Source organism: Arthrobacter sp. I3 (assembly GCF_000520575.1).
Taxonomy (GTDB): Bacteria; Actinomycetota; Actinomycetes; order Actinomycetales; family Micrococcaceae; genus Arthrobacter; species Arthrobacter humicola_A.
Map to the genome: position 1 here is coordinate 17,075 of NZ_KI914954.1, position 24,281 is coordinate 41,355.

The following is a 24,281-nucleotide window of genomic DNA, read 5'->3' on the forward strand; positions in this document are numbered from 1 at the left end:
CGCGCACGGTATTGATGTGGCCGTCATCGAGCCGGCCGGGACGCAGTCCGAGTGGGGCGCCATTGCGGCGCAGGGGCTGCTGGCCAGCTCCGGAAACGGCCCTTATGCGGCGCAGGCCAAGATCGTGGCGGCGGCGCTGGGCACTACGGACAACCCCGCAACGTCGTCGCGGCCCGAGCTCGCGGCCGAGGCGATCCTGCACGCCGCGACCGCCCGGCGGCCCAGGACCCGCTACCCGGTGGGTGCCAGCGCCCGCGGGATCCTGCTGCTGCGCCACCTGCTGCCGGACCGGGCGTTCGACGCCGTCCTGTGGAACATCTACAAGCGGTTCCCGGGTAGGGCTGCCTAGATACCCGGTTCAGTCGGGAGCCGATCCAGGGCCCGCTCTAGATCCGGTATTCGATCAGGTACTCGGCCGGGTCGACGGCGGGCTTGGTCTCGCGCTGCGCGTCGCGGTGGCGCCAGGTGGCCGGCACGCCGGTGACGATTGATTCGGCCGGGGCGTCCTTGACCACCACGGCGTTGGCGCCGACGGCGCTGTCCCGGCCGATGGTGATGGGGCCCAGGATCTTGGCGCCCGCTCCGATCACCACACGGTCCTCGATGGTGGGGTGGCGTTTGATCTTGGCGAGCGAGCGGCCGCCGAGGGTCACGCCGTGGTAGATCATGACGTCCTCGCCGATCTCGGCCGTCTCGCCGATGACCACACCCATGCCGTGGTCGATGAAGAAGCGCCGGCCGATGGTCGCGCCGGGGTGGATCTCGATCCCGGTCAGGAACCGGGCGAGCTGGGAGATCAGCCGCGCCGGGAACCGCAGGGCCGGGTTTTGCCACAGCCGGTGCGTCAGGCGGTGGAACCAGATCGCGTGCAGGCCGGAATAGGCGAAGAAGTTCTCAAAAGAACCTCGAGCCGCCGGGTCGTGGGACCGGGCGGCGTCGAGGTCTTCCTTCAGTCTTGCGAAGAAGCTCACAAAGACCTTTCTGGGCAATCGTGGGTCAGCGGACTTAGCCGCGGATGTCGTCGTACATCACGGTGGAGATGTAGCGCTCACCAAAGTCGCAAACCACAGCAACAATGAGTTTACCGGCGTTCTCCGGGCGCTTGGCGAGCTCCAGGGCCGCCCAGACGATGGCGCCGGAGGAGATGCCGCCCAGGATGCCTTCCTTGATGCCGAGTTCGCGCGCCACCCGGACGGAATCTTCCAGCGTGGCGTCGATGACCTCGTCATAGACGTTGGTGTCCAGGATGTCGGGGACGAAGTTCGCGCCGAGGCCCTGGATTTTGTGCGGGCCCGGGGCGCCGCCGTTGAGGATGGCGGAGTCCTTCGGCTCGACGGCCACGATCTGGACCTCCGGCTTGCGTTCCTTCAGGACCTGTCCGACGCCGGTGACGGTGCCGCCGGTGCCGACGCCGGCGACGAAGATGTCCACCTTGCCGTTGGTGTCGGCCCAGACTTCCTCGGCCGTCGTGCGGCGGTGGATCTCCGGGTTGGCCTCGTTGGCGAACTGCTGGGCCCAGATGGAGTTTTCCGTGTTGGCCACGATCTCCTGGGCCTTCTCCACGGCGCCGCGCATGCCCTCGGAACCGGGGGTCAGGACAATCTCGGCGCCGTACGCGCGCAGCATGACCCGGCGCTCGGTGGACATGGTCTCGGGCATGGTCAGGATGACCTTGTAGCCGCGGGCCGCGCCCACCATGGCCAGCGCGATTCCGGTGTTGCCGGACGTGCCTTCAACGATGGTGCCGCCGGGCTTGAGGGCACCGGACTTCTCGGCAGCGTCAACGATCGCGACGCCGATCCGGTCCTTGACGCTGTTGGCCGGGTTGTAGAACTCCAGCTTGACGGCCACAGTGGCGTCAAGGCCTTCGGTCAGCCGGTTCAGCCGGACCAGCGGAGTTCCGCCTACCAGCTGGGTTACATCGTCATAGATCGGTGCCATGTATGTATGCCTGTCTTTGAAGAGGGTTGACTGAGGTCAGCCTAACGAGCGCTTACAGGCCCTAGCTAAGCATTAAGCCATGCAGAGTAATATTTCCTCGCCTTGGCCAGCTTGGGGTTAATGATGACCTGGCAGTAGCCCTGCTCCGGGTATTTGGCGAAGTAGTCCTGGTGGATTTCCTCGGCCACATGGAACTGGGGCAGCCGGCTGACCTCGGTGACGATCGGGTGCCGCCACAGGTCCTGGTTCCGCTCGATCGCCTCCTCGAACAGGATCTTTTCCTCGGTGGTCTCGTAGAACATTGAGGAACGGTACTGGGTCCCGACGTCGTAGCCCTGCCGGTTCAGCGTGGTGGGGTCGTGGAGGGCGAAGAACATGTCCAGGATGACCTCGGCGGGAATGACGTCCTCGTCGAACGTCACTGCCACAACCTCGGCGTGGCCTGTGGTCCCGGAACACACAGAGTAGTAGTCGGGTCTGCGGTCATGGCCTCCGGTGTAGCCCGACACGACCGAGCTGACGCCCTTGGTTTTCTGGTAGACGGCGTCGAGGCACCAGAAGCAGCCTCCGCCGAGGACAAAAGTTCTCATGATCTCTTCAATGGTTCGAGGGCCCCGATGATTCCCCACCCACCTTACGAGAGTGTTACGAGTGACCGGGCCGCCCGCGAATAGGGTAAAAATGGGGGTATGGAACCTGTGAACACCGATGTTTCAGCGGAATCCGACCGCCCTGCTGCCGCTGTCGACGCCGGTACCGGCACCGGGGAGGACATCGGCGCCGCGACGCTGGGCCTGATCCAGCTGGCGGTGGAGGAGCTCTGGCCCGAATCCCTGGCCGAGGACTGGGACGAGGTGGGTCTGGTTGCCGGCCACCCGAACGCCGAGGTGCACCGGGTCATGTTCGCGGTCGATCCGACAATTGACGTGATCGAGGAAGCGATCGACTTCGGTGCCGAGCTGCTCATCACGCACCATCCGCTGCTGCTCAAGGGCGTGACGTCCGTGGCCGCGAATACGGCCAAGGGCAAGGCCGTGCACCGCCTCATCGAGTCCGGGACCGCGCTGCTGACCGTGCACACCAACGGTGACTCCGCCGTCGGGGGCGTTTCCGACGTCCTGGCGGACGCGCTGGGCCTGCAGAACGTGGCCCCGCTGACGCCGGCCGCGAACGGGCTCCCCGAGGAAGGCATCGGCCGCGTCGGCGACCTCGACGAGGTCCTGACGCTGGGTGATTTCGCGGCCCGCGTGTACGGCATCCTGCCCTCGGTGGCGGGCGGCGTGCGTGTCTCGGGGGACCGGGACGGGCTGATCCGGCGGGTGGCTGTCTGCGGCGGCGCCGGCGATTCCCTCTTCGGCGAGGTGCGGGCGAGCAACGCGGACGTCTACGTCACGGCGGACCTGCGGCACCACCCGGCATCGGAAGCCCGGGAGGCGGCGGTCAACGACCGGCCGTACCTGATCGACGTTTCCCACTTCGCCAGCGAATGGCTGTGGCTGCCTGCGGCCGCCGAAGCGCTGGGCAATGTGCTCAGCGACCAGGGCCACGATGTCGAGATCCGGGTGAGCACCACCAACAGCGACCCGTGGGACTTCATTCTGACTCCGGGCTAAGCCTGGCGTGCGAGGGGCCCCGGGTGAGCGTAGCGAGGCCGGGGAGTACGCTAGGCGCTAGAGTCTAAGGAGCGCCGGGACGGTGCCCGGCTTCGGCCGGATTGGATTTAGCGGAGGTAAATAGTGGCCAAGGCAGCACCGGCGGAACAGTTGAAGTTGCTCGAATTGCAGGGACTCGATGCCAAGCTCAAGTCCTTGTCCAACCGCCGGCGAAGCCTTGAAAGCGATTCCCGCATCACGGACCTGGAAGCCGCCCTCAGCGTGGCCAACGGTGAGCTCGGTGCCGCGAAGGTTGCCGTCCACGATGCTGAACTGGAGCTCAAACGCTCAGAGGCCGACGTCGAGCAGGTCGCCTCCCGGATCGAACGCGACGAGGCCAGGCTCAACAGCGGCACGGGGCTGTCCAAGGACCTCGTCGCCCTGCAGCGGGACCTCGTCTCGCTGAACAAGCGCCGCTCGGACCTCGAGGACGTGGAGCTCGAAGTCCTCGAACGGCTCGACTCGCTCCGCGCCCGCCAGGCGTCCCAGCAGCAGATAGTGGACGACATCCAGGGCTCCTTCGGCTCCATCCGTGCCGAGCTGGACGAGCAGCTGGCCGAGATCGCCGCCGAAGCCACGGTGGTGCGCGGGCAGCGTGCCGAGTTCGCCGCCGGACTCGACGCCGGAATGCTCGCCATCTACGAGAAGACCCTGGCCAAGCGCGGCGTCGGCGCTGCCCGGCTCTTCCACGGCACCTCGGAAGGCTCCGGCATGCACCTGAGCCCGGGCGACCTGGCCGAGATCAAGGCCGCGGCCGAGGACGACATCGTGTTCTGCCCGGACTCCGGCTGCATCCTGGTGCGCTCGTCCGAGTGGGCCTAAGCGGCTCCTAGCCCGGCAGGATGATGTTCAGGGTGTGCGGCTTCCGGGCCGTGCCCTCAACGAGTTCGGCAACCCACTTCTCCGCCGCCGCCTTCTGCAGCTGTGCGGGGGTTTGGGGCGCCTTGCCCCGGCGGCTGAGCAAATGCCGTGCCAGTTCGCCCCGGGTGTGCTTGGCAAAGTGGCTGACCACCTTGCGCACGCCCGCGGTCTCGGTGAAGACGTTCACGGCCACCGTCTGTTCCGGCGGGGGAGTCCACGCCGCGGCGTAGGTGCTCGACCGGCAATCCACTAACAGCTCACCCGTAGTGGCCGCCGCCAGGGCGTCGTTCAGTTGCGGCTTCCAGAATGAGGCGAGCCGTCCGACGTAGGGCAGCGAAGTCCCCATCGACAGCCGGTAGGCGGGCACGCGGTCGGCGAAGCGGATGGCGCCCCACAGGGCGGAGACCACCAGCACCGATTCGTCGGCCTTCCTCCGCTGCGCCGGGGTCAGCGAGTTGTAGCCGAGGGCGTCAAAGAGCACCCCGGAATACACCTGGTGGGCCGGGGCGGCAGGTTCCGCGTGCAGCCGCGTATTGCGTTCGACGTCGGCGCTCAGGGAAGCGCCGACGCCCAGCAGCGCCAGCGCGTCCTCGTGGGCGCTGACGGTGCCGAGCGCCTCCAGGACCTTGGCGCGGGAGCTGTTGAGGGCGGGAAAGCTCAAGGCGCCCCAGTCGGCGGCGTCCCCGCGCACAGCGGGAGTCTTGCCCTCGGAGGGCGGCAACAGAATTAGCACCGTACGATCCTACCGGCGGCGCGTTTCGCGGGCGCCGCAGTACGCGGCCGGCGGCGGCGGGTTCAGGCGAAGTTGAAGCCCAAAAATGACACCACCTCGGGCAGGACGGACCGCCAGTAGCTGCTATCGTGGCCGCCGGGCCCGAAACCACCCTCGACGTCGCCCGGCAGTCCTGCGCGGTAAGCACGGACCGTGGCGGCAAGATCGTCCCCGGTGCCGCAGTCGATCCGCTTGGGCACCGCCGCGAGCCGGGGCCGGAGCGCGAACACGTCATGTGCCGCGAAATCGGCCGGTCCGTCGAAGGCGGCCCCCTCCCGGGGGTCGTAGTGGTCCCAGACCGCCGGACTCATGGCCGCGACGGCGCGGACTCCGGGCAGCCGGCCCTGCGAGGCCAGGAGGAGCGCGCCGAAGCCTCCCATGGAGATGCCGACGAGGCCAATCCTGCCAAGGTCGTAGCCCTGGCTGCCCAGGAGCGGAACAAACTCCTTCACCAGCATCGACTGGGTGTCGCTGCCGTCGGCGCGGCGGTGCCACCACGTGTTTCCGCCGTCCACCGCAGCGATCGCAAAGGGTGTGCCGCCGGCGTCGAGGTGCCGTTGGAGGGGCTCGTGGGCCGCCAGGTCCTCCAGCAGGACGGCATGGCTGCCGCCCAGTCCGTGGAGAAACACCGCCACGGGCAAGTCGGGCTGCGAGCCGCCGGGCGGCAACTCGGGTGCAGCCAGCGACCAACGGGTGTAGATCCCGGGGCGGAAAGCCGAGACGAACGATCCTGAGCTGGTCCGGATTGCCGAGGCGGCAGGAACCGGCGGCGCTGTCAGGGTACCGGTTGGCATGCGCGCAGAGGTGTCGGGAGGCGGGATGCCGCCTGTGCAGGCGGTGAGCGCGGACACGCCCAGGCCGATCCCTGCCAGCTCAAGCAGCCGGCGCCGGGTCAGGGCAGACTCGTCCATTCCTCGATAGTAGGCCTGACACGGACGCTATGCCGCTTTGATCGGTGGCGCCGGTGTCGTTGCCTCTGGCGTCGCCGTCGCCGGCATCGCTGTCTTGGCCACATGGTCCTCGCGTGCCAGGAAAGCGGCCAGTTCGGCGATGGTGCTCATCAGGGGCGCCGGGAAGACGACGGTTGAGTTCTTGTCCACCCCGATCTCGACAAGGGACTGAAGATTCCGCAACTGCAGGGCTACCGGGTGGGCCATCATCGTGTCAGATGCCGCGCCGAGCGCCACGGCGGCGATCGCCTCTCCTTCGGCCGAAATGATCTTCGCCCGCTTCTCCCGCTCGGCCTCCGCCTGCCGGGCCATGGCCCGCTTCATGCTCTCCGGGAGCTGGATGTCCTTGAGTTCGACGAGCGTCACTTCGACACCCCATTCCAGGGTCATCGCGTCCAGGATTATCCGAATGTCGCTGTTGATGCGCTCAGTCTCCGACAGCGTCTGGTCCAGGCTGTGGCGGCCGACCACTTTCCGCAGGGTGGTCTGGGCGATCTGGTTGATGGCCGCGGCCACGTCTTCGATCGCCACGACGGACTTCACGGAGTCGATCACCCGGTAGTACGCCACTGCCGAGATATCGACGCTGACGTTGTCCTGGGTGATGATGCCCTGTGACTGGATCGGCATTGTCACGATCCGGAGGCTCACCAGCTGAAGCCGGTCCACCACCGGGATGATGAACCGCAGGCCGGGCATCCGTACCGCGACCACCCGGCCCAGGCGGAACAGGACGCCCTGTTCGTACTGGCGCACAATCTTGATCGACATCTTGGCGAGAATAGCCACCAGGACGATGGCCAACAGCCAGATGATGATGACGGTCCAGTTCACCGGGATCACTCTTCCTTGACTAGCAGGAACCCTGCTTAAATTCTCCCACCTGCGGCCCTGAAAGGCCGCGGTGCGGCTGCGCCGGCCGGGAGAACGTAGACTGGACAGCGGATGGGTTGACCAGGCGGCCGCGCGTCACGCAAGTGGCTCGAGGAACGTCCGGGCTCCGCAGAGCAGGGTGGTGGGTAACGCCCACTCGGGGTAACCCGCAGGCCAGTGCCACAGAGAATAGACCGCCTGCGTGGGGCGTGTGCTTGCACAGGCCGCAGGGCAGGTAAGGGTGAAACGGTGGTGTAAGAGACCACCAGCTTCCCGGGTGACCGGGAAGGCTAGGTAAACCCCACCCGGAGCAAGGCCAGACAGGACACGTTTGAGGGCTGCTCGCCCGAGTGTTCGGGTAGGCCGCTGGAGGGCGTCGGCAACGGCGTCCGTAGATGGATGGCCGCTACTCCCGCGCCGGTAACAGCGCGGGAACACAGAACCCGGCGTATCGGTCAACCCATCCACCCAAACCGGTATTTCCCCTGTCCTGCCCGGGATTCGGCCGTCGCAGGCTGCTGGCCGGGGGTGGCGTGCCTGCACGGTTGCAAGCTTGGGAAAACCTTGAGGCATGCTTGACACCAACCCAGCGAGACCCGACACTTCAATCAACGCTTCAAGGAGCGGTAGTTTCGGCGATGGTTGAGGAGTCATGGTGCCGGACGATGCAGAGTACGACTATGTGATCGCCGGGGGTGGTACCGGCGGCAGCGTCCTGGCCGGCAGACTTAGCGAAGACCCTTCGATACGCGTGCTCCTGCTCGAGGCGGGCAGGTCCGACCGCCATCCCTTCATCCACATGCCCGCGGGCTTCCCGAGACTCAAGGGGGGCCCGTATCAGTGGGCGTATAGCAGTGTTCCGCAAAAGCACAGCAACGGCCGCAGCATCCCGCTCCCTCAAGGCCGCGGGCTTGGCGGCGGCGGGTCCATCAACTCCCAGGTCTTCACCCGCGGCGTGGCTGGGGACTACGACGGGTGGGCCGGGGAGTACGGATGCGAGGGCTGGTCCGCCGTCGAGGTGTCCAAGTATTTCATTCGCTCGGAGTCAAACACCAGGCTCTCAGGACCCCACCATGGAACCACAGGGCCGCTCGGCGTCTCTGATCTCCGGCGTCCGCACACGCTCTCGGCGGCATTCGTGCAGGCGGGCCAGGAGTTCGGGCTGCCCTACAACAACGATTTTAACGGGGCGAAGCAGCTCGGCGTTGGCTTCTACCAGACCACCACCAGGAATGGGCGCCGGTGCAGCGCAGCCGTCGCCTATCTGAAACCCGCGCGCAGGCGGCCCAATCTCACTGTCCGCGTCAATGTGACCGTCTCCAAGGTGGTCATCAAGAATGGCCGCGCCGTCGGCATCCAGACGATTGAAGGCGGAGTCGCGCGAACCTACGGGGCCCGGCGCGAGGTGCTGATCGCCAGCGGCGCGTTTGGCTCGCCCAAGTTGCTGCAGCTTTCAGGCATCGGCGACCCGGCAGACCTTGCCGCCGCCGGCATCGACGTGCTCCACGCCCTGCCCGGGGTCGGGAAGAACCTGCAGGACCACCTTGACCTGGACATCATCTACGAACTCACCGATGACCACAGCCTGGACCGGTTCAATCGGGTGCGCCCGGCGACAGTCCTGGCGGGCCTCGAGTATCTGGCCTTCCGCACGGGACCGTTCGCGTCCAACCTCGTCGAGGCCGGTGGCTTCAGCTACGCCAACACAGATGAGAAGACCCCGGACCTGCAGTTCCACTTCCTGCCCGCGGCGAGGTCGGAGCCGGGCATTGCGTCGCTGCGGCCCGGATTCGGGGCGACGCTCAACTCGTACTTCCTGCGCCCCCGCAGCCGGGGGACAGTTCGCGTCGCGTCCTCAGATCCCACAATGACACCCCTCATCGATCCGAATTTCCTGGCGGATGACTACGATCTGGAGATGACGATCGCCGGCGTGCAGCAGAGCCGGCAAATCATGGAACAGTCATCAATGGCGGCGTTCATCCAGAAGGAGCACATCGGCGACGGCTCCCGGGTGGCAACCCGCGACGAGTACGTGAATTTCGTGCGCTCCTACGGACGGACCTCGTACCACCCGGTCGGCACTTGCGCCATGGGTACCACCGACGATTCCGTTGTCTCACCGCGGCTGAAGGTCCACGGGCTGGAGGGATTGCGGGTCGTTGACTCCTCGATCATGCCCCGGCTGGTCAGTGCCAACACCCAGGCACCCACCATCATGATCGCGGAAAAGGCCGTCGACATGATCCTTGAGGACGCAGCGGGGCTGACGCCCGGCGCGGATGGTTTTGCCGACTTCGACGTGGCCCCAGACAGTGTGTGAGTCAATTCACGCGCAACAGGCACCCCACCCTGCCTGGCCGCCCGTAGAATTGATGGTGAACGTAGAAGTTCTGCCGCCGGGTCTGCGTTCGCAGCCGGCGGTTTTTCTTTGCGCTCGATGAGGCGCCCGGGGTGGACCGAATCCCCGCCGGTGCCCGGTACCGGACACCCTCCGGCGGCCGACTTCCCCCTACGAGGACGTAGGGGGTGGATTCTAGGAAGGTAGTTCTGTGAGCCAGACGTCAGATTCTTGTCTTGATACGTGGATGGGCCGTGAGGCACTCGCCGAGGCGATGATCCCCGTGATCGGCCGGCTGTACCGCGAGAACAACGTGGTGACCTCCATCCACGGACGCAGCCTGATCAACAAGTCCACCATGAATATCCTCAAGGCCCACCGCTTCGCCCGCAGGATGAGCAAGGAAGAACTGCGCCTCGAGGAGACAGCCCCGCTGCTGGAGGCTCTGACCAAGCTGGACCTCGGCGCCGCGGCGATCGACATTGCCCGCCTCACCGAGAAATACCGCGCCGAGGGCGACGGCGCCAGCCTGGATGAGTTCCTCCGCGCCGAACTCGCCGAGGTTGTCGGCAAGCGCGGCGGCGACGACCGCACCAGCACCGACGTCGTCCTCTACGGCTTCGGCCGCATCGGCCGGCTCCTGGCCCGGCTCCTGATCGAAAAGGCAGGCGGCGGCCACGGCCTGCGCCTGCGTGCCATCGTGGTCCGCCGCGGTTCAGACAACGACCTCGCCAAACGCGCGAGCCTGCTGCGCCGCGACTCCGTCCACGGCTCCTTCGAAGGCACCATCAAGGTTGACCTCGAAAACAACACCATCACGGCCAACGGCGTCCAGATCCAGGTCATCTACTCGGACAACCCCTCCACGGTGGACTACACCGCCTACGGCATCCACGACGCGCTCGTCGTCGACAACACGGGCCGCTGGCGCGACGCCGAGGGCCTGTCCCAGCACCTGTTGAGCAAGGGTGTTGCCCGCGTTCTCCTCACCGCACCGGGCAAGGGCGAGTTGAAGAACATCGTGCACGGCATCAACCACGGCACCATCGACGACTCGGACACGATCGTCTCGGCGGCGTCCTGCACCACGAACGCCATCACCCCTGTGCTCAAGGCGATCAACGACCGCTACGGCGTGGTGCACGGCCACGTGGAGACGGTCCACTCCTTCACGAACGACCAGAACCTGATCGACAACTTCCACAAGGGCGACCGCCGTGGACGCTCTGCCGCGCTGAACATGGTGATCACCGAGACCGGTGCCGCCAAGGCCGTGGCCAAGGCCCTGCCGGAACTGCTCGGCAAGCTCACGGGCAGCTCCATCCGCGTCCCCACCCCGGACGTCTCGCTGGCCATCCTGAACCTGAACCTGGAGAACGGCACCACCAAGGACGAGGTCAACGACTACCTGCGGGAAATGTCGCTGCACTCCGAGCTGCGCAAGCAGATCGACTACATCGATTCGCCCGAGGTTGTTTCCACGGACTTCGTCGGCTCACGCCGGGCAGGCATCGTCGACGGCCTGGCCACCATCTCCAATGAGAAGAACCTCGTCCTGTACGTCTGGTACGACAACGAGTTCGGCTACAGCTGCCAGGTGGTCCGCGTCATGGAGGAAATGGCCGGGGTCAACCCGCCGTCCTTCCCCGCCAAGGACGCTGCGTCCATCCTCGAGGCCGCAGGGCTGCCCGTCGAGGTCTAGCCAGGGCGAACGTCCCTGCCCGGGGGACATGTTCCTCCTTTCCCGGCCGATGCACTGGAATCGGCCGGGAAAGGGAACCACAATGGAGCCATGGAACCGAACCCGGCTGTTGAACACGAGACCACCCTGGAACACGCGCTGGACGTCGCGCGGAGCAACGCGAAAGAAGCGAAGCGGCTGCTGGACGACGCCCTCGTCAAACGCCAGTCCGGTGAAGTCAACGACGACCGGGTGACCCAGCTCCAGAGCCTGCTGGATCTGGCCAACGAAGACCTGAAACGGGTCACACGGGAGCAATAGGCCCCCGCGTTCCGCCACCGGTCCCCAACACTGTGGACAACCGCCCGGCTGGCGTGGCGTCCGCATAGGCTCAGGGCGTGCAGCCAAAACGCCGCGAGCGGCCGCCCACATGAGCGCCACCTGGATGGATTTCCGCCGCGCCCGCCGCCACTCCCGCCAGGCCTGGATCCTCCTGGCCGCGGCCGGCCTGGCCGTCCTGGGCGGCCTGGTCTGGTTCTTCACGGCCGGCCAGTTTTCCGCCGCGGAGCCGCAAATCGCCGGCCCCCGCGAGGCCCCCGTCATTGCCCGAGGGTGGATGAACGCGGTGGACGCCGTCCGGGCCGTGCCGCAGGGAAACGCTGCCGCACTGCTCGACACCCTCGCGGTCAAGGGACGGTCGGCGAAGAACAACTATGACCGGGGCGCGTTCGGCCAGGCGTGGCTCGACGTCGACCGCAACGGCTGCGATACGCGCAACGACATCCTCCGCCGCGACCTGGCGGCCGCCGAATTCGTCAGTGGCTCCCGCTGCCAGGTGGCCGGCGGCACGTTCCAGGAACCGTACACCGGCCGCACGATCGTTTTCCGGCGCGGCGCCGAAACCAGTGCTGCGGTGCAGATCGACCACGTCGTGGCGCTGGGAGACGCGTGGCAAAAAGGCGCCCAGCAGCTCACCGCGCAGCAGCGCGAACACCTGGCCAACGATCCCCTCAACCTGATCGCCGTCGACGGTCCCGCCAACCAGAACAAGAGTGCCTCCGACGCCGCCACATGGCTGCCGCCAAACAAGGCTTTCCGCTGCCACTACGTCGCCCGCCAAGTTTCGGTCAAGGCGGCCTACCGGCTGTGGGTCACGGCGGCAGAGAAGGAGGCGATGAAACGGATCCTGGCCTCGTGCCCAGGGCAACAGACGATCGTGCCGCGCTGACGCGCCCTTCGCAGTTTCCGGGCTGGAGGACCCTTGCAGCCGATCTGCTGCCCGGCGACAATGGGCGCGGCGGGACAAACCGCGCGCCCCAAATGCTGGAACGGAAGCCATGGCACATCGCACGCACAATTCAGGCAAGGGGCACGCCGGCCACAAGAAGGGCTCCGCACGGCGGCCGGCCCGGCTCGACGCCGGACTCTACAAGGCCGAACTTCTGCGGCTCCAGGCAGAACTGGTTGCCCTCCAGGAGTGGGTCCGGAGCACCGGGGCGCGGGTCCTCATCATCTTCGAGGGTCGGGATGCAGCCGGTAAGGGGAGTGCAATCAAGCGGGTCACCGAGTACCTGAATCCGCGGTTTGCCCGGATAGTCGCGTTGCCGGCGCCGACGGAGCGCGAACGCGGTGAATGGTACTTCCAGCGCTATGTGGCGCATCTGCCCGCCGCCGGGGAAATCGTCCTGATGGACCGCTCCTGGTACAACCGCGCCGGCGTCGAACACGTGATGGGCTTTTGCACCCCGGCGGAGCACAAACGCTTCATGGCCCAGTGCCCGGTTTTTGAACGGCTCCTCATCCAGGACGGCATCCTGGTCTTCAAGTACTGGTTCTCGATCAGCCATGGGGAACAGGAGCGGCGGTTCAAATCCCGGCTGGATGATCCCATGCGGCAATGGAAGCTCTCGCCGATGGACCGGGAGGCAATCCTGCGCTGGGAAGACTACTCGCGGGCCAAGGACGACATGTTCGTGCAGACAGACACCGCGGATTCACCCTGGTACGTGGTGGAAGCCGAAGACAAACGCCGGGCACGGATCAACCTCATCGCCCACCTGCTCTCCGGCATCGACTACACCGAAGTACGGACCGAGCCGGTGACCCTGCCGGAACGGCCGAAGGCCGTCAACTACACGCGCCCGCCGCGGGAACTGTTCCGCTATGTCCCGGACTTCGCGGCGAGATTCGAAAAGCCGGCCGCGGACTGAGCAGGATCGATTGGTTCAGTAGACTGCCGCATGGACATTGTGAAATACGTGACACCCTTCCTTGGCACCTGGCATGGACAAAACCGCTTGCGGCTCATGCCCACGGACGACTACAAGGCTTCGGCGGCCACCGCCACGGTGACGGTGACCGCCGCACACTTCGCGAGTGTCGCCTACACCTGGTCAGACGGTGAGAGCCCGCAGGAAGGCCTCCTGATCCTGGCCGGCGGCGCGTCCGACGCGGATCCCGCCACCGCTGTGTGGCTGGACTCCTGGCACACGGGCAAGGCGCTGATGCAGTTCTCCGGGACCGTGGGCGGCGACGGTGTCCTCCGGCTCAACGGCTCCTATGCGGCACCGACCGGCCCGGACTGGGGCTGGCAGATCCACCTGCACCCGGCCGACGGCACGGGCGGACGCATGACCATGCACAACCTGGTCCCGGGCGAGGACCCCTATCAGGTGGTGGAGCTGGTACTCGACCGGTAGGGTACCGGCATGGACATCATCCTCGTACCCGGATTCTGGTTGGACGCCTCGTCGTGGGCGGACGTCACCCCGCCGCTGACCGCGGCCGGGCACAAGGTCCACCCGTTGACCCTGCCGGGCTTGGAGTCAGCGGCTGCGCCGCGCGCCGGGATCGGCCTGCGCACCCACATCGACGCCGTCGTGGCGAAGATCGATTCCTTCGACGCGCCGGTGGTCCTGGTGGGCCACTCCGGCGGCGGGGCGATCATCCATGGCGCCGTCGATGCCCGCCCGGACCGGGTGGCCCGGGCTATCTACGTGGACAGCGGACCGCTGGGGGAGGGCGGCGTCATCAATGACGACTTGCCGGCCGACGGCGACGAGGTGCCGCTGCCGCCGTGGGAGCTCTTCGAGGACGAGGACCTCACCGACCTGACCGACGAGCTGCGCGCCATGTTCCGTGCCCGTGCCATCCCGCAGCCCCGCGGCGTGGCCCAGGACCGGCAGCAGCTCTCGGATGAACGCCGCTTCGAGGTTCCGGTCACCGTCATCGCCTGCGAATTCCCGTCCGCGATGCTGACGGAAATGGTTGCCGGCGGCCACCCGTATGTGGCGGAGCTCGGACGGATCCGCCAGGTCGACTACGTGGACCTGCCTACCGGACACTGGCCGCAGTTCACCAGGCCGGCCGAGCTCGGCGCCGCGATCCTGGCCGCCGTCGACCGGACCCCGGGGAGCTGACCGGCCCAGTCACTGCCGAACTGGGGAAATTCCGCCGAAATTCCCCACCTTTGGGACGCGCCGCCGGCGCGTCCCGCCAACCCGCCGGCGTTTTGCTGCGCGTCGGCGTCAAAGGTGGGGAAATCCGCGTGCAGCAGCGCCTAACTGCGGCCGTCAGTGGCCGAACGGGTCCGGGTCCACTCCCGGCATCCAGGTCAGGCCGGGAACGCCCCAGCCGCTGCGCTTGGCCTGCTTCATGGCCCGGCGGGCATAGCGGTCAATGAGCCGGTTGACGTAGAGCTTGCCGTCGAGGTGGTCGGACTCGTGCTGGATGACCCGGGCGAACCAGCCGGTCGCCTCGAATTCCACCGGCTTCCCGTCACCGTCGAAGCCCTGGACCCTCGCCCATTCGGCCCGCTTGAGCGGATACTGTCCGCCGGGGAAGGACAGGCAGCCTTCCTCTTCCTCGTCGGGGTCCGGCAGCGCGCCGGAAATCTTCGAAAGTGTCAGGACAGGATTGACCACGACGCCGGTGGCCGGGGCGCCGTCGTCGTTGTCGTACTTGTACACGAAGAGCCGCTTGCCGACCCCCACCTGGGGGGCCGCCAGCCCGACGCCGTTGGCGGCGTCGTTGGTCTCGAACATGTCGGCGATCAGGGTGCGGAGCTCGTCGTCGAAGACTTCGACTTCCGCGGCCCGGCGGTGCAGCACGGGCTCGCCCCAGATCGTGATGGGCAGGACGGTCATATCAGGAAAGTTCCTTGGATGCAGGTGGAGTCGCGGCGTCTCAGCCGGCGATGGTGCGGCCGACGACGTCGCGCATGATTTCGTTGGTGCCGCCGAAGATGGTCAGCAGCCGGGCGGCGAGGTAGGCCTGGGCCACCGGGTATTCCATGATGTAGCCGTACCCGCCGTGCAGCTGCAGGCAGCGGTCCGTGACGGACTTGGCGCGCTCGGACGCCCACAGTTTGGCACGGGCAGCGCCTGCGGCGTCGAGCTCTCCGGCGTTGAACGCCAGGATGGCCTGGTCCACGTACGCTTCGGTGACCTCGACCTCCGTGAGGATGTCGGCGAGTTCGAAGCGGCTGTTCTGGAAATCGATGATTCGCTCGCCGAACGCGTTGCGGTCCTTCGTGTAGCGGACAGTCGCCTCGTAGGTGGCGCGCACGACGGCGGAGCTGGCCACGGCGATCGCCAGCCGGCCCTGGGGGAGCTGTTCGGCCGCGTACTGCAGGCCCTTGCCTTCCTCGCCGACGAGGTCGGCGTGCGGGACGCGGACGTTGTCGAAGAACAGCTCGGCCGTGTCGGAGGCCTTGAGGCCCATCTTGTCCAGCTGCTTGCCGGTGTTGTAGCCCTCACCCTTCTGGACCATGAAGAGCGAGAACGAGTCGCGGTTTCCGCGTCCGGTGCCGCCGTCAGTGCGGGCCAGGACGAGGGAGGCGTCGCCGGAGATGCCGTTGCCGATAAATGTTTTCTGGCCAGTGATCAGCCAGTCGTCGCCGTCGCGGACTGCTTTGGTGCGGATGCCGCGCAGGTCGGAGCCGGCCCCCGGTTCGGTCCAGGCGACCGAGGTGATCTTTTCGCCCGAGACCATGCCCGGGAGCCAGCGGGCCTTGAGGTCATCGGAGCCGTAGGCCAGCAGGTGGGGGAGGACCATGTCATCGTGCAGGTGGAACGCCAGGCCGACCGCGAGGTGGTTGCTCTTGGCGAATTCTTCGTCCAGCACTGTCCGGAATCGGTAGTCGGACATCCCCATGCCGCCGAACTCTTCCGGCACGGCCAGGCCCAGCAGGCCCTGCTCGCCGGCAGCGGACCACAGTTCCCGCGGCATCATGTGGTCCTCGTCCCACTGGGTGTAGTGGGGAGCGACCGCGCGCGCGTTGAACTCGGCGGCCATCTCACGGAACATCTCGTGGTCTTCTTCAAACAGCTTGCGCTTCACTGCGATTCCTTCCAATACAGACAACAAAGGCCGCACCGGATAACCGGTGCGGCCTTTGGAAAAGGTCGGACAATCACTGCCGTCCTTCATGAGGGTGAGCGACGGGGGTTGAACCCGCGACCTCCTGGACCACAACCAGGCGCTCTGCCAACTGAGCTACGCCCACCATGTGCCATATCAGGCCCTCCGGCGAACCGGCTGGCTGGAAAGGCAACGACAAATAGCTTACCTGCTGTTTGGGGGTGGTTTTGCCACTTTTGCGATTTTCGCCGAAATTTCCGCGAAACGTGGTGCAGATTACTTTTTCGCGCCTACTCCGCCGGGGTGGGCGCGGCTGCTTCGCCGCCCATGACGCGCTTGGCGATCCGCTGCGCCGTGGCACTGTCCGGGCCCGGCGCGGGAACAAACACGGCCTCGCGGTAATACCGGAGTTCGTCGATGGAGTCCTTGATGTCGCCGAGCGCCCGGTGGCCGCCCAGCTTGGCCGGGGACTGGAAGTATGCCCGGGCAAACCAGCGGCGGGAAAGTTCCTTGATGGTGCTCACGTCGATGACCCGGTAGTGCAGGTGCTCCACCACGTCGGGCATATCGCGGACAAGGAACACGCGGTCGGTGCCCACCGAGTTGCCGCCGAGCGGGGCCTTCCGCGGGTCCGGCACCCATTTCTTGATGTAGGCGAGCACGGCTGCCTGCGCTTCGGCCATCGTCTTGCCGTGCGGAAGCTCCGCCAGCAGGCCGGACCGTGTGTGCATGTCGCGGACAAAGTCGTTCATCTGGGCCAGCGCGGCGTCGTCGGGCTTGATCACGACGTCGACGCCGTCCCCCAGGATGTTGAGGTCCGAATCGGTCACCAGGGCGGCCACCTCGATGAGGGCGTCATTCTTGGTGTCCAGGCCGGTCATTTCGCAGTCGATCCAGACGATGCGTTCGTTAGTAATAGGCACCCGCCCAGCCTACCGTTCCGACGCCACAGAGCCGTCCGGTGCTAGGATTTCGAATACGCGGCCGCCGAATTATTTCGGCACTTATTTCTTCGACGCGGCGCCCCGGGCCGGACACTGCGGCCGGCTGTGGGCGGAATTGTGGCCCACAACAGATTGGACGATCCTGACATGACGGCGCCTGTGCCTGCGGCGGGGGAAACGGCTGCCGGTACGTCCCGCCCGTCCACGTCCCGCCCTTCTGCGGCTGGCCGGACCGCGCTCACCCCGGCTGCGGCCTCCTTTGAGGGGGAAGGGGCCGTCGGCGACGTCGATAACCCGCGGTCCCCGATCCTTGCCGGGTTCCTGGGCTCGCTGTTCATGACGATCGGTTCGATCGGCGTCGGCTGGCTTGCCCCCGCGTCCGAACTCCGCCGCGTCCCGCTGTTCATCTTTATGCGCACCGAGGCCCTGGGCGTTGCCCTCTGCATTGTCCTGCTGGCCTTCGGCGGCATGCTGCTGGTCCGCGCCTGGCTGCGGCTCGGCCAGCGCGTCCGGGTCTGGGGGGCCGGGGCCCGCAAGGCCACGCTCCAGGCGACGGTGGCGTGGGGGCTGCCGCTGATGTTCTCTGTACCGCTGTTCAGCCGCGACGTCTACGCGTACATCGGCCAGGGCCGGCTCATGGTGGAGGGCTTCAACCCCTACGAAAACGGCATTTCGGCGCTGTCCAACTACTTCCAGCTCGGCGCCGACAGAATGTGGACCGAAGCTCCCGTCCCCTACGGGCAGCTGTTCCTGTGGATCGAACAGTTCGTTGTCTGGGCCACCAACGTGCACCCTGAAGGCAGCATCATGCTGTTCCGGATCGCGGCCCTGGTGGGTGTGGTCCTCTGCGTGATCTACGTGCCGAAACTGGCCGAACTGCACGGAGTGAACCCGAACCGGGCCCTGTGGCTGACGGCGGCCAACCCGCTGTTCCTCACCAACTTCATCGCCAGCGTCCACAACGACGCCCTCATGATCGGCCTGGCCCTGGCGGGCCTTTATTACTGCGCCACGCGCCGGGTCATCCTCGGAATCGTGCTGGTCACGCTCTCCATCTCGGTCAAGCCCATCACGGTGGTCTTCCTGCCGTTCATCGGCCTGCTCTGGGCGGGCAAGGGCGCCAGCTGGCCGCGCAAGTTCGTCTTCTGGGCCCTCACGGCCGGCATCAGCGTGGCCTTGCTGTATCTCATGAGCCGGGTCAACGGCTTCGGCTTCGGCTGGATCAACGGGCTGTCCGCCCCGGGCAGCATCTGGATCTGGTACGCGCCTGTTGGCCTGGTGGGCCTGATCGTGGCCTCCATCTCCAACGCCTTCGGGCTCGACGGCTGGGGACTGGCCAAGTGGGCGTTCGACGCCGGCAAGCTGCTCGCCGTCGGCATCGTCGCCTGGCAGATCTTCCGCGGCGACTACGACCGGCTGATGCGCCGGCTCACCCTGGCGTTCGCCGCCGTCGTGCTGCTGTCCCCGATGATCCAGTCCTGGTATATCGTCTGGCTCATCCCGCTCTTCGCCGTCACGGGCATCCGCGACGACTGGCAGGTCAAGGCGCTCTACTTCATCGTGTCCTTCTTCATGGTGTACGCGATCTCGGACCAGCTCGATGTCTTCCCGTACCTGCAGACTGCGGATCTGGGCCTGGCCCTGGCGCTGGCCCGCAACGCCGCGGCGATCATTGCGTTGCTGTTCGCGCTGTACCTGATCTTCCTTGACCCGAAGACCAAGCTGCTGTTCACCAAGTCGGACGAGCCGGTCACCACGCGGCCGATCATCTAGGGCTGGTTCTGGCTAGGCCGCCAAGTTCCTGAGCGCTTCCTTGCGCGAGAGCGGACTGAGCCGGTCCGCATGCCGCCGCACGAACGCTTTCACCCAGGCCGGATCCGTCCTGCCGTACTGGCGCAGCGCCCACCCGATCGCCTTGCGGATGAAGAACTCCCGGTCCTCGAGGTTGGCCTCGATCACAGCGGCCAGGAGTTCCGTGTCCGTGGCGTCCTTCGCCCCCAGCTGTGCGGTGATCGCGGCCCGCCGGACCCAGAAGTCCTCGTCCCGGCTCCAGCGTTCGAGCACCGGCGTCAGTTCTGCCCGGTGGGCCTGCAACAGGGCGCCCAGCCGGTGGGCCACCCCGTCCACCAGGTCCCACCAGGCTCCGGTGCGGATGATTTCCTCATAGAGGGCCAGCATGCCCAGTTCCCCGGCTGCGGGCTTGAGCCCCGTGAGCTCGATCGCGGCGTAGCGTTCCTCACGGTGGCCGGCGTTGCGCCACAGCACAAGCACGGCGGACTGCAGCTCCGCCAGGCTGCCCGGCGGGTGGTCCGCGGCCGCGGCCCGGACAATGCTGCGAACCTCGGGAACCCGCACGCCCAGGGATGGCATCTGCGATTTCATGTAGGCCTGTGCCCCCGCGGCGCGGCCAGGATCGGCAGCAGCCTGGAGGCTGCCGCGGATCGCGTCGATGAGTTCCGTGGTGGTCATGAGGCCACTGTAGACACGCCGCGGCGGGCTTTAGAGTTGAAGCCAGCAAGCCGCGGCTCCGCGTCGGAAGGGAAAGCCATGTCCATGATCAAGAGTCCCGAAGAGATCGCACTGATGCGCGAGGCCGGCCGCGTGGTCGCCACCACCCTCGCCCGGGTCCGGGAGGCGGCCGCCGTCGGCGTTTCGCTCAAGGAACTGGACGATGTCGCCGCAGCATCAATCGCCGACGCGGGAGCCACTCCGGCGTTCCTGAACTACCGGCCGCGGTGGGCGTCAGTGCCGTTCCCGGGGGTCATCTGCACGTCCGTCAACGACGCCGTCGTACACGGCATCCCCAACGAGTACCGGCTCCAGGACGGGGACCTCCTGAGCGTGGATTGCGGCGCCTTCCTGGCCGGGTGGTGCGGCGATGCGGCCGTCAGTTTCATCGTGGGGACCGTGGACCCGGTGGACCAGGCCCTCATCGACGCCACGGACGCCGCCCTGGCGAGGGGGATCGAAGCGGCAAGGATCGGGAACAAGATGGGGGATCTCGCCTACGCGATCGGCGGGGCAGCGCGCCGGGCAGGCTACGGGCTGCTCGCTGATCACGGCGGCCACGGGATCGGCCTGACCATGCACGCCGAGCCGCACGTGCCCAACGACGGGCGTCCCGGTCGCGGTATCAAACTGACCGAGGGCCTCGTCATCGCCATCGAGCCAATGCTGATTCTCGGCCGCAAGGACGACTACTACCATGACGACGACGAATGGACCCTCCGCTCAGCGAACGGCCGCCGCGCCGCGCACAGCGAACACACCGTGGCCATCACCGCCGACGGGCCGGTGATCCTGACCCTGCCCTAGCGCCCTCGGTCCCTGCCGGCCCGGGGCGCCGTCAGGCGGACGACGGCGCGTCCCGGCACTGCGCCGCTGACAACTGTGCCGCTGACCACCGTGAAGCCGGCCGCCAAAAAGAGTCCCAGCGTGCCGTGGTAGAGGTCTGCCGGGCCGGCCTTGGGCCGTTGCGCGGGGTCGACCGGATAACCCTCCACCACCGTTGCGCCGTGCGCGGCGGCGTGTTCGACGGCGGCGGCAAGCAACGCCCCCGCCACGCCGGTCCGTCGGTGGCCGGGGGAGACGACGAAGCAACTGACGGACCACACGTGGTCCACGCCGGGATCCCGGGCGGCGTCGGGGGCAGACGCCAGCACCTTCGAGCGCAGGATCCTTGGGTAGCACCCGCGGGGCTCGACGGCGCACCAGCCCACCGGATTCCCGTCGCGGAAGGCTAGGACCCCGGGCGCCGGCCGGCCGCCGTCGAACTTGTCCCGCAACTGGTTCTTCCGCTCCTCCGGGGTGGACGCGGACCACTGCGGGCCGGTCAAGGCAAAGAACCGGCACCAGCATCGTGAGGGTTCGCCGCGGACGCCAAAGAGACGCTCGACGTCGGGCCAGTCCGCCGCGGCGGTGGTGATGGCTGCCTGGGCCCGGGGTTCTGCGTCGCGCATGGAAAGAGGGTAGCGCCTGGCGGCTTCAGCGTCAGCGCGTGCGCGTGCCCGGGCTGGCCTGGCGGCGGACGCGGTGCGCGGCGAGCCGGAGCTGGATGATGCGGGCGGCTCCGGCGATGGCGACCAGAACGCCGCCGCCGACGGCAGCGATGAACAAGGCGATGCCGAGCGGGACCGAGCCTTCGAGGCCAAAGAACTTCACCTGCACGTATTCCTGGTTCTGCAGGATGAAAGCGATCAGCAGGATCAGCACCACGAGCGCGCAGGCAACCGCGGCCCAGACCATTCCGGCACGGGTGACCTGGCGCGTGTCCGGAGCGGGCGCCGGCGCGGGAGCCTGAGCCGTGGGTTCCTCGGGGCTGGTGGTATCGGCGCGCCCCGCCGTCGTGGCGGCCACGTCGGTGCCGAGGCCTTGCTCGGCGGACGCGGGCCCGGTTGTGGCGTCAGCTGCCTCCGCGTACGGGGAGGTGGGGGCGTCGTCTGGATTGGTGGGGTCGAATCTGCGGGGTGTCTCGGTCATGGCGGCCGTACCTTTCGATTGCGGGCAGGGCGCACAGGCTATCCCTGCCGGCCTGCCAGTCCATTCAATACTAAGCGTGCTGAGGGCTGGCGGGGCTCAGGGCATAGGGTGTGCACGGTCCGGGCGATCCGCCCCACGCCAGCAACCGTGCTTTGGCGCTCCCTGGTGGCCGCCGTGGGCGTCGTTCTTCCGGGCATTCTTTCCGGGGTCCTTCCCGGAAAGCAGCGTCGCTCACGTGGCAGTGCGGGCTGTTGGCACCGGCCCGGGGACGGTATAACGTCACAGCAAAGCGAATGCCTTGAAGAGGAGGCGCGGCCGTGACGATTATTGACAACGCCGTCTATGTGGACGGTCACCGGACCGCCGACCCGGAAGGGCTCGAGGAGACGTACTTTCTGCTGCGGCAGCGCCAGGGCATGGCCTGGATCGGGCTCTACCGGCCCGAAGCCCAGGAGCTGCGCTCCGTGGCCGAGGAATTTGACCTGAGCCACCTGGCCGTGGAGGACGCGCTCGCCGGCCACCAGCGGGCCAAGCTGGAGCACTATGGCGAGACGTTGTTCCTGGTGCTGCGGCCCGCGCGGTACCTGGACGACGTGGAGAAGGTCGAGTTCGGCGAGATCCATGTATTCTCCGGCCCTGACTTTGTGGTGACTGTCCGCCGGGCGGAGTCTCCCGACCTGGCCCGGGTGCGCCGGCGGATGGAGTCCGAGCCGGCGTTCCTGGCGCTCGGACCGGATGCGGTGTTGTACGCGATCCTGGACCAGGTGGTGGACGAGTACGAGCCCGTGGCGGCAGGGCTGGAAAACGATATCGATGAAATCGAAGACGACCTGTTCGCTGCCGACCCCGGCGTATCGCGCAGGATCTATGAACTCTCCCGCCAGGTCATCACGTTTCAGCGTGCCACGGCCCCGCTGGCCGGAATCCTGCAGAGCCTCATGGGCAGCGGACCGGACGGCGTGCCGGATCCCGAACTGCAGGATCATTTCCGCGACGTCCTGGACCACGCCATCAGGCTGGGCGAGAGGGTGTCTGCCTTCCGGGCGTTGCTGCAGAACGCGCTGGCCGTCAACGCGGCCCTGGTTGCCCAGCGTCAGAACGACGAAATGCGGCTCCTGACGGAGTCGAGCTTCGCCCAGAATGAGCAGGTCAAGCGGATCTCGTCGTGGGCTGCCATCTTGTTTGCGCCGACGTTGATCGCCTCGATTTACGGCATGAACTTCCGCGACATGCCCGAGCTCGACTGGATCTTCGGCTATCCGATGGCACTCGCGCTCATGCTCGGCATGGGCGGGATCCTGTTCCTGACGTTCAAACACAACAAGTGGATCTGATGTTCTGGTTGACATAGGAGTTGACATAGGAAGCGGCCCTGACCGTGCGTTGTCGCAGGTCAGAGCCGCTCTCTTGTGCCCCAGGAGGGAATCGAACCCCCGACCGGCGGATTAGAAGGCCGCTGCTCTATCCCCTGAGCTACTGGGGCGCGCTGGCGCCCACCGGCTGCTGCCGGTGACGCCTCAAAAAGTTTACAGTGCCTGAGGGCCGGCGGAGGTCAACGCCCGGCAGGTGGCCGGTCCTTCCGGCCCTGACTTCTCCCCAACACGGTCCCCACACCGTTGCCGGCACCCGGTTATCCACATGGCACAGCCGGGTCCTCCCCGGCCACGGTCCACGGCGGGATGCTGGAACTGCCCGGCAGGGCACGACAATTCGAGACAGGACATGAGAATGAGCGACAACATTACGGTCCGTGGCTTCGTCGCCTCGGAGATCAGAAGCTCGACCACACCCGGTGGCGTGGCCACGGCGTCCTTCCGGTTCGGCGCCACCGAGCGCCGCTATGACCGCGGATCCAGCACCTGGGTGGATGGCAACACCAACTGGTTCACCGTCCAGGGATACCGGCAGCTGGCCGGCAACATTGGCTGCAGCATCAAGAAGGGCCAGCGGGTCATCGTGGTAGGCAGGCTGAAGATGCGGAGCTGGGAGAAGGACGGCAGGGTCTACCACGTCGCCGAAATTGACGCGGAGTCAGTTGGCCACGACCTCATGTGGGGCTCCGCCAACTTCACCCGCTCAGCCGCAGCCGGAAGCCAGGCGGCCGCCGGAGCCGGTTCCCCAGACGCGCCCGGTAGCGGCGACGGCGACGGCGGCGGACCGCAGAGCCTGCCAGGGGACGGCGACCACGGTGCCGACCACCACGCGACGTTCATCCATGACGAGAGCGGTGAGGAAGAGGAGGTGGACCAGGAAACCGGAGAACTGAAAGGGGCCGCAGCCTGAATCCGCGGGACCGGCGGGCAGCGCCGTGGACGCCGGGACTGGGCACCGGAACGCCGGAACGGGGCACTGCCGCGTGGCAGAATTGCCCGATGCAACACGCCAGGATCGCTGCGGGACGGGCGGCGCCCACCCGCACCGCGGGA

At 67.0% G+C, this 24,281-nt stretch carries 25 protein-coding genes, 2 tRNA genes, 1 other RNA gene and 1 pseudogene; 15 read left to right on the forward strand and 14 right to left on the reverse strand.

The window, feature by feature from the left end:
- Positions 1 to 349, forward strand: a pseudogene (locus Y706_RS26490) (short-chain dehydrogenase/reductase); the annotation flags it as partial.
- Between the two features lie 37 nt (positions 350 to 386).
- On the opposite strand, the gene epsC reads toward Y706_RS26490, so the two are convergent.
- From epsC to msrA, 3 genes are all read right to left on the reverse strand, one after another.
- Positions 387 to 971, reverse strand: a complete 585-nt coding sequence (gene epsC, locus Y706_RS0118845; protein ID WP_018773413.1) for a serine O-acetyltransferase EpsC — start codon at positions 969 to 971, stop codon at positions 387 to 389.
- 34 nt (positions 972 to 1,005) lie between these two features.
- The gene (gene cysK, locus Y706_RS0118850; RefSeq protein ID WP_028277813.1) at positions 1,006 to 1,941 is read right to left on the reverse strand and encodes a cysteine synthase A; all 936 of its coding nucleotides are present in this window, start codon (positions 1,939 to 1,941) and stop codon (positions 1,006 to 1,008) included.
- Between the two features lie 65 nt (positions 1,942 to 2,006).
- Positions 2,007 to 2,531: a peptide-methionine (S)-S-oxide reductase MsrA gene (gene msrA / locus Y706_RS0118855; RefSeq protein ID WP_028277814.1), complete on the reverse strand. Its 525-nt coding sequence runs from the start codon at positions 2,529 to 2,531 to the stop codon at positions 2,007 to 2,009.
- Positions 2,532 to 2,630: 99 nt separating this feature from the next.
- Between msrA and Y706_RS0118860 the strand changes: the two genes are divergently transcribed.
- Both Y706_RS0118860 and Y706_RS0118865 read left to right on the forward strand, forming a co-directional pair.
- The gene (locus tag Y706_RS0118860) at positions 2,631 to 3,554 is read left to right on the forward strand and encodes a Nif3-like dinuclear metal center hexameric protein (protein WP_028277815.1); all 924 of its coding nucleotides are present in this window, start codon (positions 2,631 to 2,633) and stop codon (positions 3,552 to 3,554) included.
- A gap of 123 nt (positions 3,555 to 3,677) precedes the next feature.
- A complete protein-coding gene (locus tag Y706_RS0118865) occupies positions 3,678 to 4,415 on the forward strand; it encodes a zinc ribbon domain-containing protein (RefSeq protein ID WP_028277816.1) in 738 nt (245 codons plus the stop codon).
- A gap of 7 nt (positions 4,416 to 4,422) precedes the next feature.
- On the opposite strand, the gene Y706_RS0118870 is transcribed toward Y706_RS0118865, so the two are convergent.
- The 3 genes from Y706_RS0118870 to Y706_RS0118880 all read right to left on the reverse strand — a co-directional run bounded on the left by Y706_RS0118870 (position 4,423) and on the right by Y706_RS0118880 (position 7,010).
- A complete protein-coding gene (locus tag Y706_RS0118870; RefSeq protein ID WP_028277817.1) occupies positions 4,423 to 5,187 on the reverse strand; it encodes a YaaA family protein in 765 nt (254 codons plus the stop codon).
- Between the two features lie 62 nt (positions 5,188 to 5,249).
- The gene (locus Y706_RS0118875; RefSeq protein ID WP_028277818.1) at positions 5,250 to 6,137 is read right to left on the reverse strand and encodes an alpha/beta hydrolase; all 888 of its coding nucleotides are present in this window, start codon (positions 6,135 to 6,137) and stop codon (positions 5,250 to 5,252) included.
- Positions 6,138 to 6,164: 27 nt separating this feature from the next.
- A complete protein-coding gene (locus Y706_RS0118880; RefSeq protein ID WP_028277819.1) occupies positions 6,165 to 7,010 on the reverse strand; it encodes a slipin family protein in 846 nt (281 codons plus the stop codon).
- A 112-nt stretch (positions 7,011 to 7,122) separates the two neighbouring features.
- Between Y706_RS0118880 and rnpB the strand changes: the two genes are divergently transcribed.
- From rnpB to Y706_RS0118915, 8 genes are all read left to right on the forward strand, one after another.
- An RNA gene (gene rnpB / locus Y706_RS27585) (RNase P RNA component class A) lies at positions 7,123 to 7,516 on the forward strand.
- Positions 7,517 to 7,701: 185 nt separating this feature from the next.
- Positions 7,702 to 9,372, forward strand: a complete 1,671-nt coding sequence (locus Y706_RS26495) for a GMC family oxidoreductase (protein ID WP_043436493.1) — start codon at positions 7,702 to 7,704, stop codon at positions 9,370 to 9,372.
- Between the two features lie 229 nt (positions 9,373 to 9,601).
- Positions 9,602 to 11,092, forward strand: coding sequence for a glyceraldehyde-3-phosphate dehydrogenase (locus Y706_RS0118890; protein WP_084476254.1), 1,491 nt, complete (start codon positions 9,602 to 9,604; stop codon positions 11,090 to 11,092).
- A gap of 90 nt (positions 11,093 to 11,182) precedes the next feature.
- The gene (locus Y706_RS0118895) at positions 11,183 to 11,392 is read left to right on the forward strand and encodes a hypothetical protein (RefSeq protein WP_028277821.1); all 210 of its coding nucleotides are present in this window, start codon (positions 11,183 to 11,185) and stop codon (positions 11,390 to 11,392) included.
- Positions 11,393 to 11,501: 109 nt separating this feature from the next.
- A complete protein-coding gene (locus Y706_RS0118900; protein WP_028277822.1) occupies positions 11,502 to 12,299 on the forward strand; it encodes an HNH endonuclease family protein in 798 nt (265 codons plus the stop codon).
- Between the two features lie 109 nt (positions 12,300 to 12,408).
- Complete coding sequence (gene ppk2, locus Y706_RS0118905; protein WP_028277823.1) at positions 12,409 to 13,281, forward strand: polyphosphate kinase 2; 873 nt, start codon at positions 12,409 to 12,411, stop codon at positions 13,279 to 13,281.
- Between the two features lie 30 nt (positions 13,282 to 13,311).
- A complete protein-coding gene (locus Y706_RS0118910; RefSeq protein WP_028277824.1) occupies positions 13,312 to 13,770 on the forward strand; it encodes a DUF1579 family protein in 459 nt (152 codons plus the stop codon).
- 9 nt (positions 13,771 to 13,779) lie between these two features.
- Positions 13,780 to 14,490: an alpha/beta fold hydrolase gene (locus Y706_RS0118915; RefSeq protein WP_028277825.1), complete on the forward strand. Its 711-nt coding sequence runs from the start codon at positions 13,780 to 13,782 to the stop codon at positions 14,488 to 14,490.
- 153 nt (positions 14,491 to 14,643) lie between these two features.
- Here the strand turns inward: Y706_RS0118915 and def are convergent, their stop codons facing one another.
- The 4 genes from def to orn all read right to left on the reverse strand — a co-directional run bounded on the left by def (position 14,644) and on the right by orn (position 17,355).
- Complete coding sequence (gene def, locus Y706_RS0118920) at positions 14,644 to 15,216, reverse strand: peptide deformylase (RefSeq protein ID WP_028277826.1); 573 nt, start codon at positions 15,214 to 15,216, stop codon at positions 14,644 to 14,646.
- A gap of 40 nt (positions 15,217 to 15,256) precedes the next feature.
- Positions 15,257 to 16,411: an acyl-CoA dehydrogenase family protein gene (locus Y706_RS0118925; RefSeq protein ID WP_028277827.1), complete on the reverse strand. Its 1,155-nt coding sequence runs from the start codon at positions 16,409 to 16,411 to the stop codon at positions 15,257 to 15,259.
- 93 nt (positions 16,412 to 16,504) lie between these two features.
- Positions 16,505 to 16,577: transfer RNA gene (locus Y706_RS0118930), tRNA-His, on the reverse strand.
- Between the two features lie 145 nt (positions 16,578 to 16,722).
- Positions 16,723 to 17,355 (reverse strand): oligoribonuclease, encoded by a 633-nt coding sequence (gene orn / locus Y706_RS0118935; RefSeq protein ID WP_084476256.1) that lies wholly within the window; start codon positions 17,353 to 17,355, stop codon positions 16,723 to 16,725.
- Between the two features lie 168 nt (positions 17,356 to 17,523).
- On the opposite strand from orn, the gene mptB reads away from it, so the two are divergent.
- Positions 17,524 to 19,149: a polyprenol phosphomannose-dependent alpha 1,6 mannosyltransferase MptB gene (mptB, locus tag Y706_RS0118940; protein ID WP_173403095.1), complete on the forward strand. Its 1,626-nt coding sequence runs from the start codon at positions 17,524 to 17,526 to the stop codon at positions 19,147 to 19,149.
- Between the two features lie 12 nt (positions 19,150 to 19,161).
- Here mptB and Y706_RS0118945 read toward each other — a convergent pair whose 3' ends face one another.
- Positions 19,162 to 19,845: a DNA alkylation repair protein gene (locus Y706_RS0118945; protein WP_028277830.1), complete on the reverse strand. Its 684-nt coding sequence runs from the start codon at positions 19,843 to 19,845 to the stop codon at positions 19,162 to 19,164.
- A gap of 78 nt (positions 19,846 to 19,923) precedes the next feature.
- Here Y706_RS0118945 and map point away from each other — a divergent pair, with 78 nt between their 5' ends.
- Positions 19,924 to 20,691 (forward strand): type I methionyl aminopeptidase, encoded by a 768-nt coding sequence (gene map / locus Y706_RS0118950; RefSeq protein ID WP_028277831.1) that lies wholly within the window; start codon positions 19,924 to 19,926, stop codon positions 20,689 to 20,691.
- On the opposite strand, the gene Y706_RS0118955 is transcribed toward map, so the two are convergent.
- Both Y706_RS0118955 and Y706_RS0118960 read right to left on the reverse strand, forming a co-directional pair.
- Positions 20,688 to 21,335, reverse strand: a complete 648-nt coding sequence (locus tag Y706_RS0118955; protein ID WP_028277832.1) for a GNAT family N-acetyltransferase — start codon at positions 21,333 to 21,335, stop codon at positions 20,688 to 20,690. The two genes, map and Y706_RS0118955, sit on opposite strands and share 4 nt — an antisense overlap.
- A 31-nt stretch (positions 21,336 to 21,366) precedes the next feature.
- A complete protein-coding gene (locus Y706_RS0118960; RefSeq protein WP_028277833.1) occupies positions 21,367 to 21,855 on the reverse strand; it encodes a LapA family protein in 489 nt (162 codons plus the stop codon).
- Positions 21,856 to 22,172: 317 nt separating this feature from the next.
- On the opposite strand from Y706_RS0118960, the gene Y706_RS0118965 reads away from it, so the two are divergent.
- Positions 22,173 to 23,189 (forward strand): magnesium and cobalt transport protein CorA, encoded by a 1,017-nt coding sequence (locus tag Y706_RS0118965; RefSeq protein ID WP_028277834.1) that lies wholly within the window; start codon positions 22,173 to 22,175, stop codon positions 23,187 to 23,189.
- A 76-nt stretch (positions 23,190 to 23,265) separates the two neighbouring features.
- On the opposite strand, the gene Y706_RS0118970 is transcribed toward Y706_RS0118965, so the two are convergent.
- Positions 23,266 to 23,338 (reverse strand) — tRNA-Arg (locus tag Y706_RS0118970).
- A 245-nt stretch (positions 23,339 to 23,583) separates the two neighbouring features.
- Here Y706_RS0118970 and Y706_RS0118975 point away from each other — a divergent pair.
- A complete protein-coding gene (locus Y706_RS0118975) occupies positions 23,584 to 24,138 on the forward strand; it encodes a single-stranded DNA-binding protein (protein ID WP_028277835.1) in 555 nt (184 codons plus the stop codon).
- Positions 24,139 to 24,281: the final 143 nt, after the last annotated feature.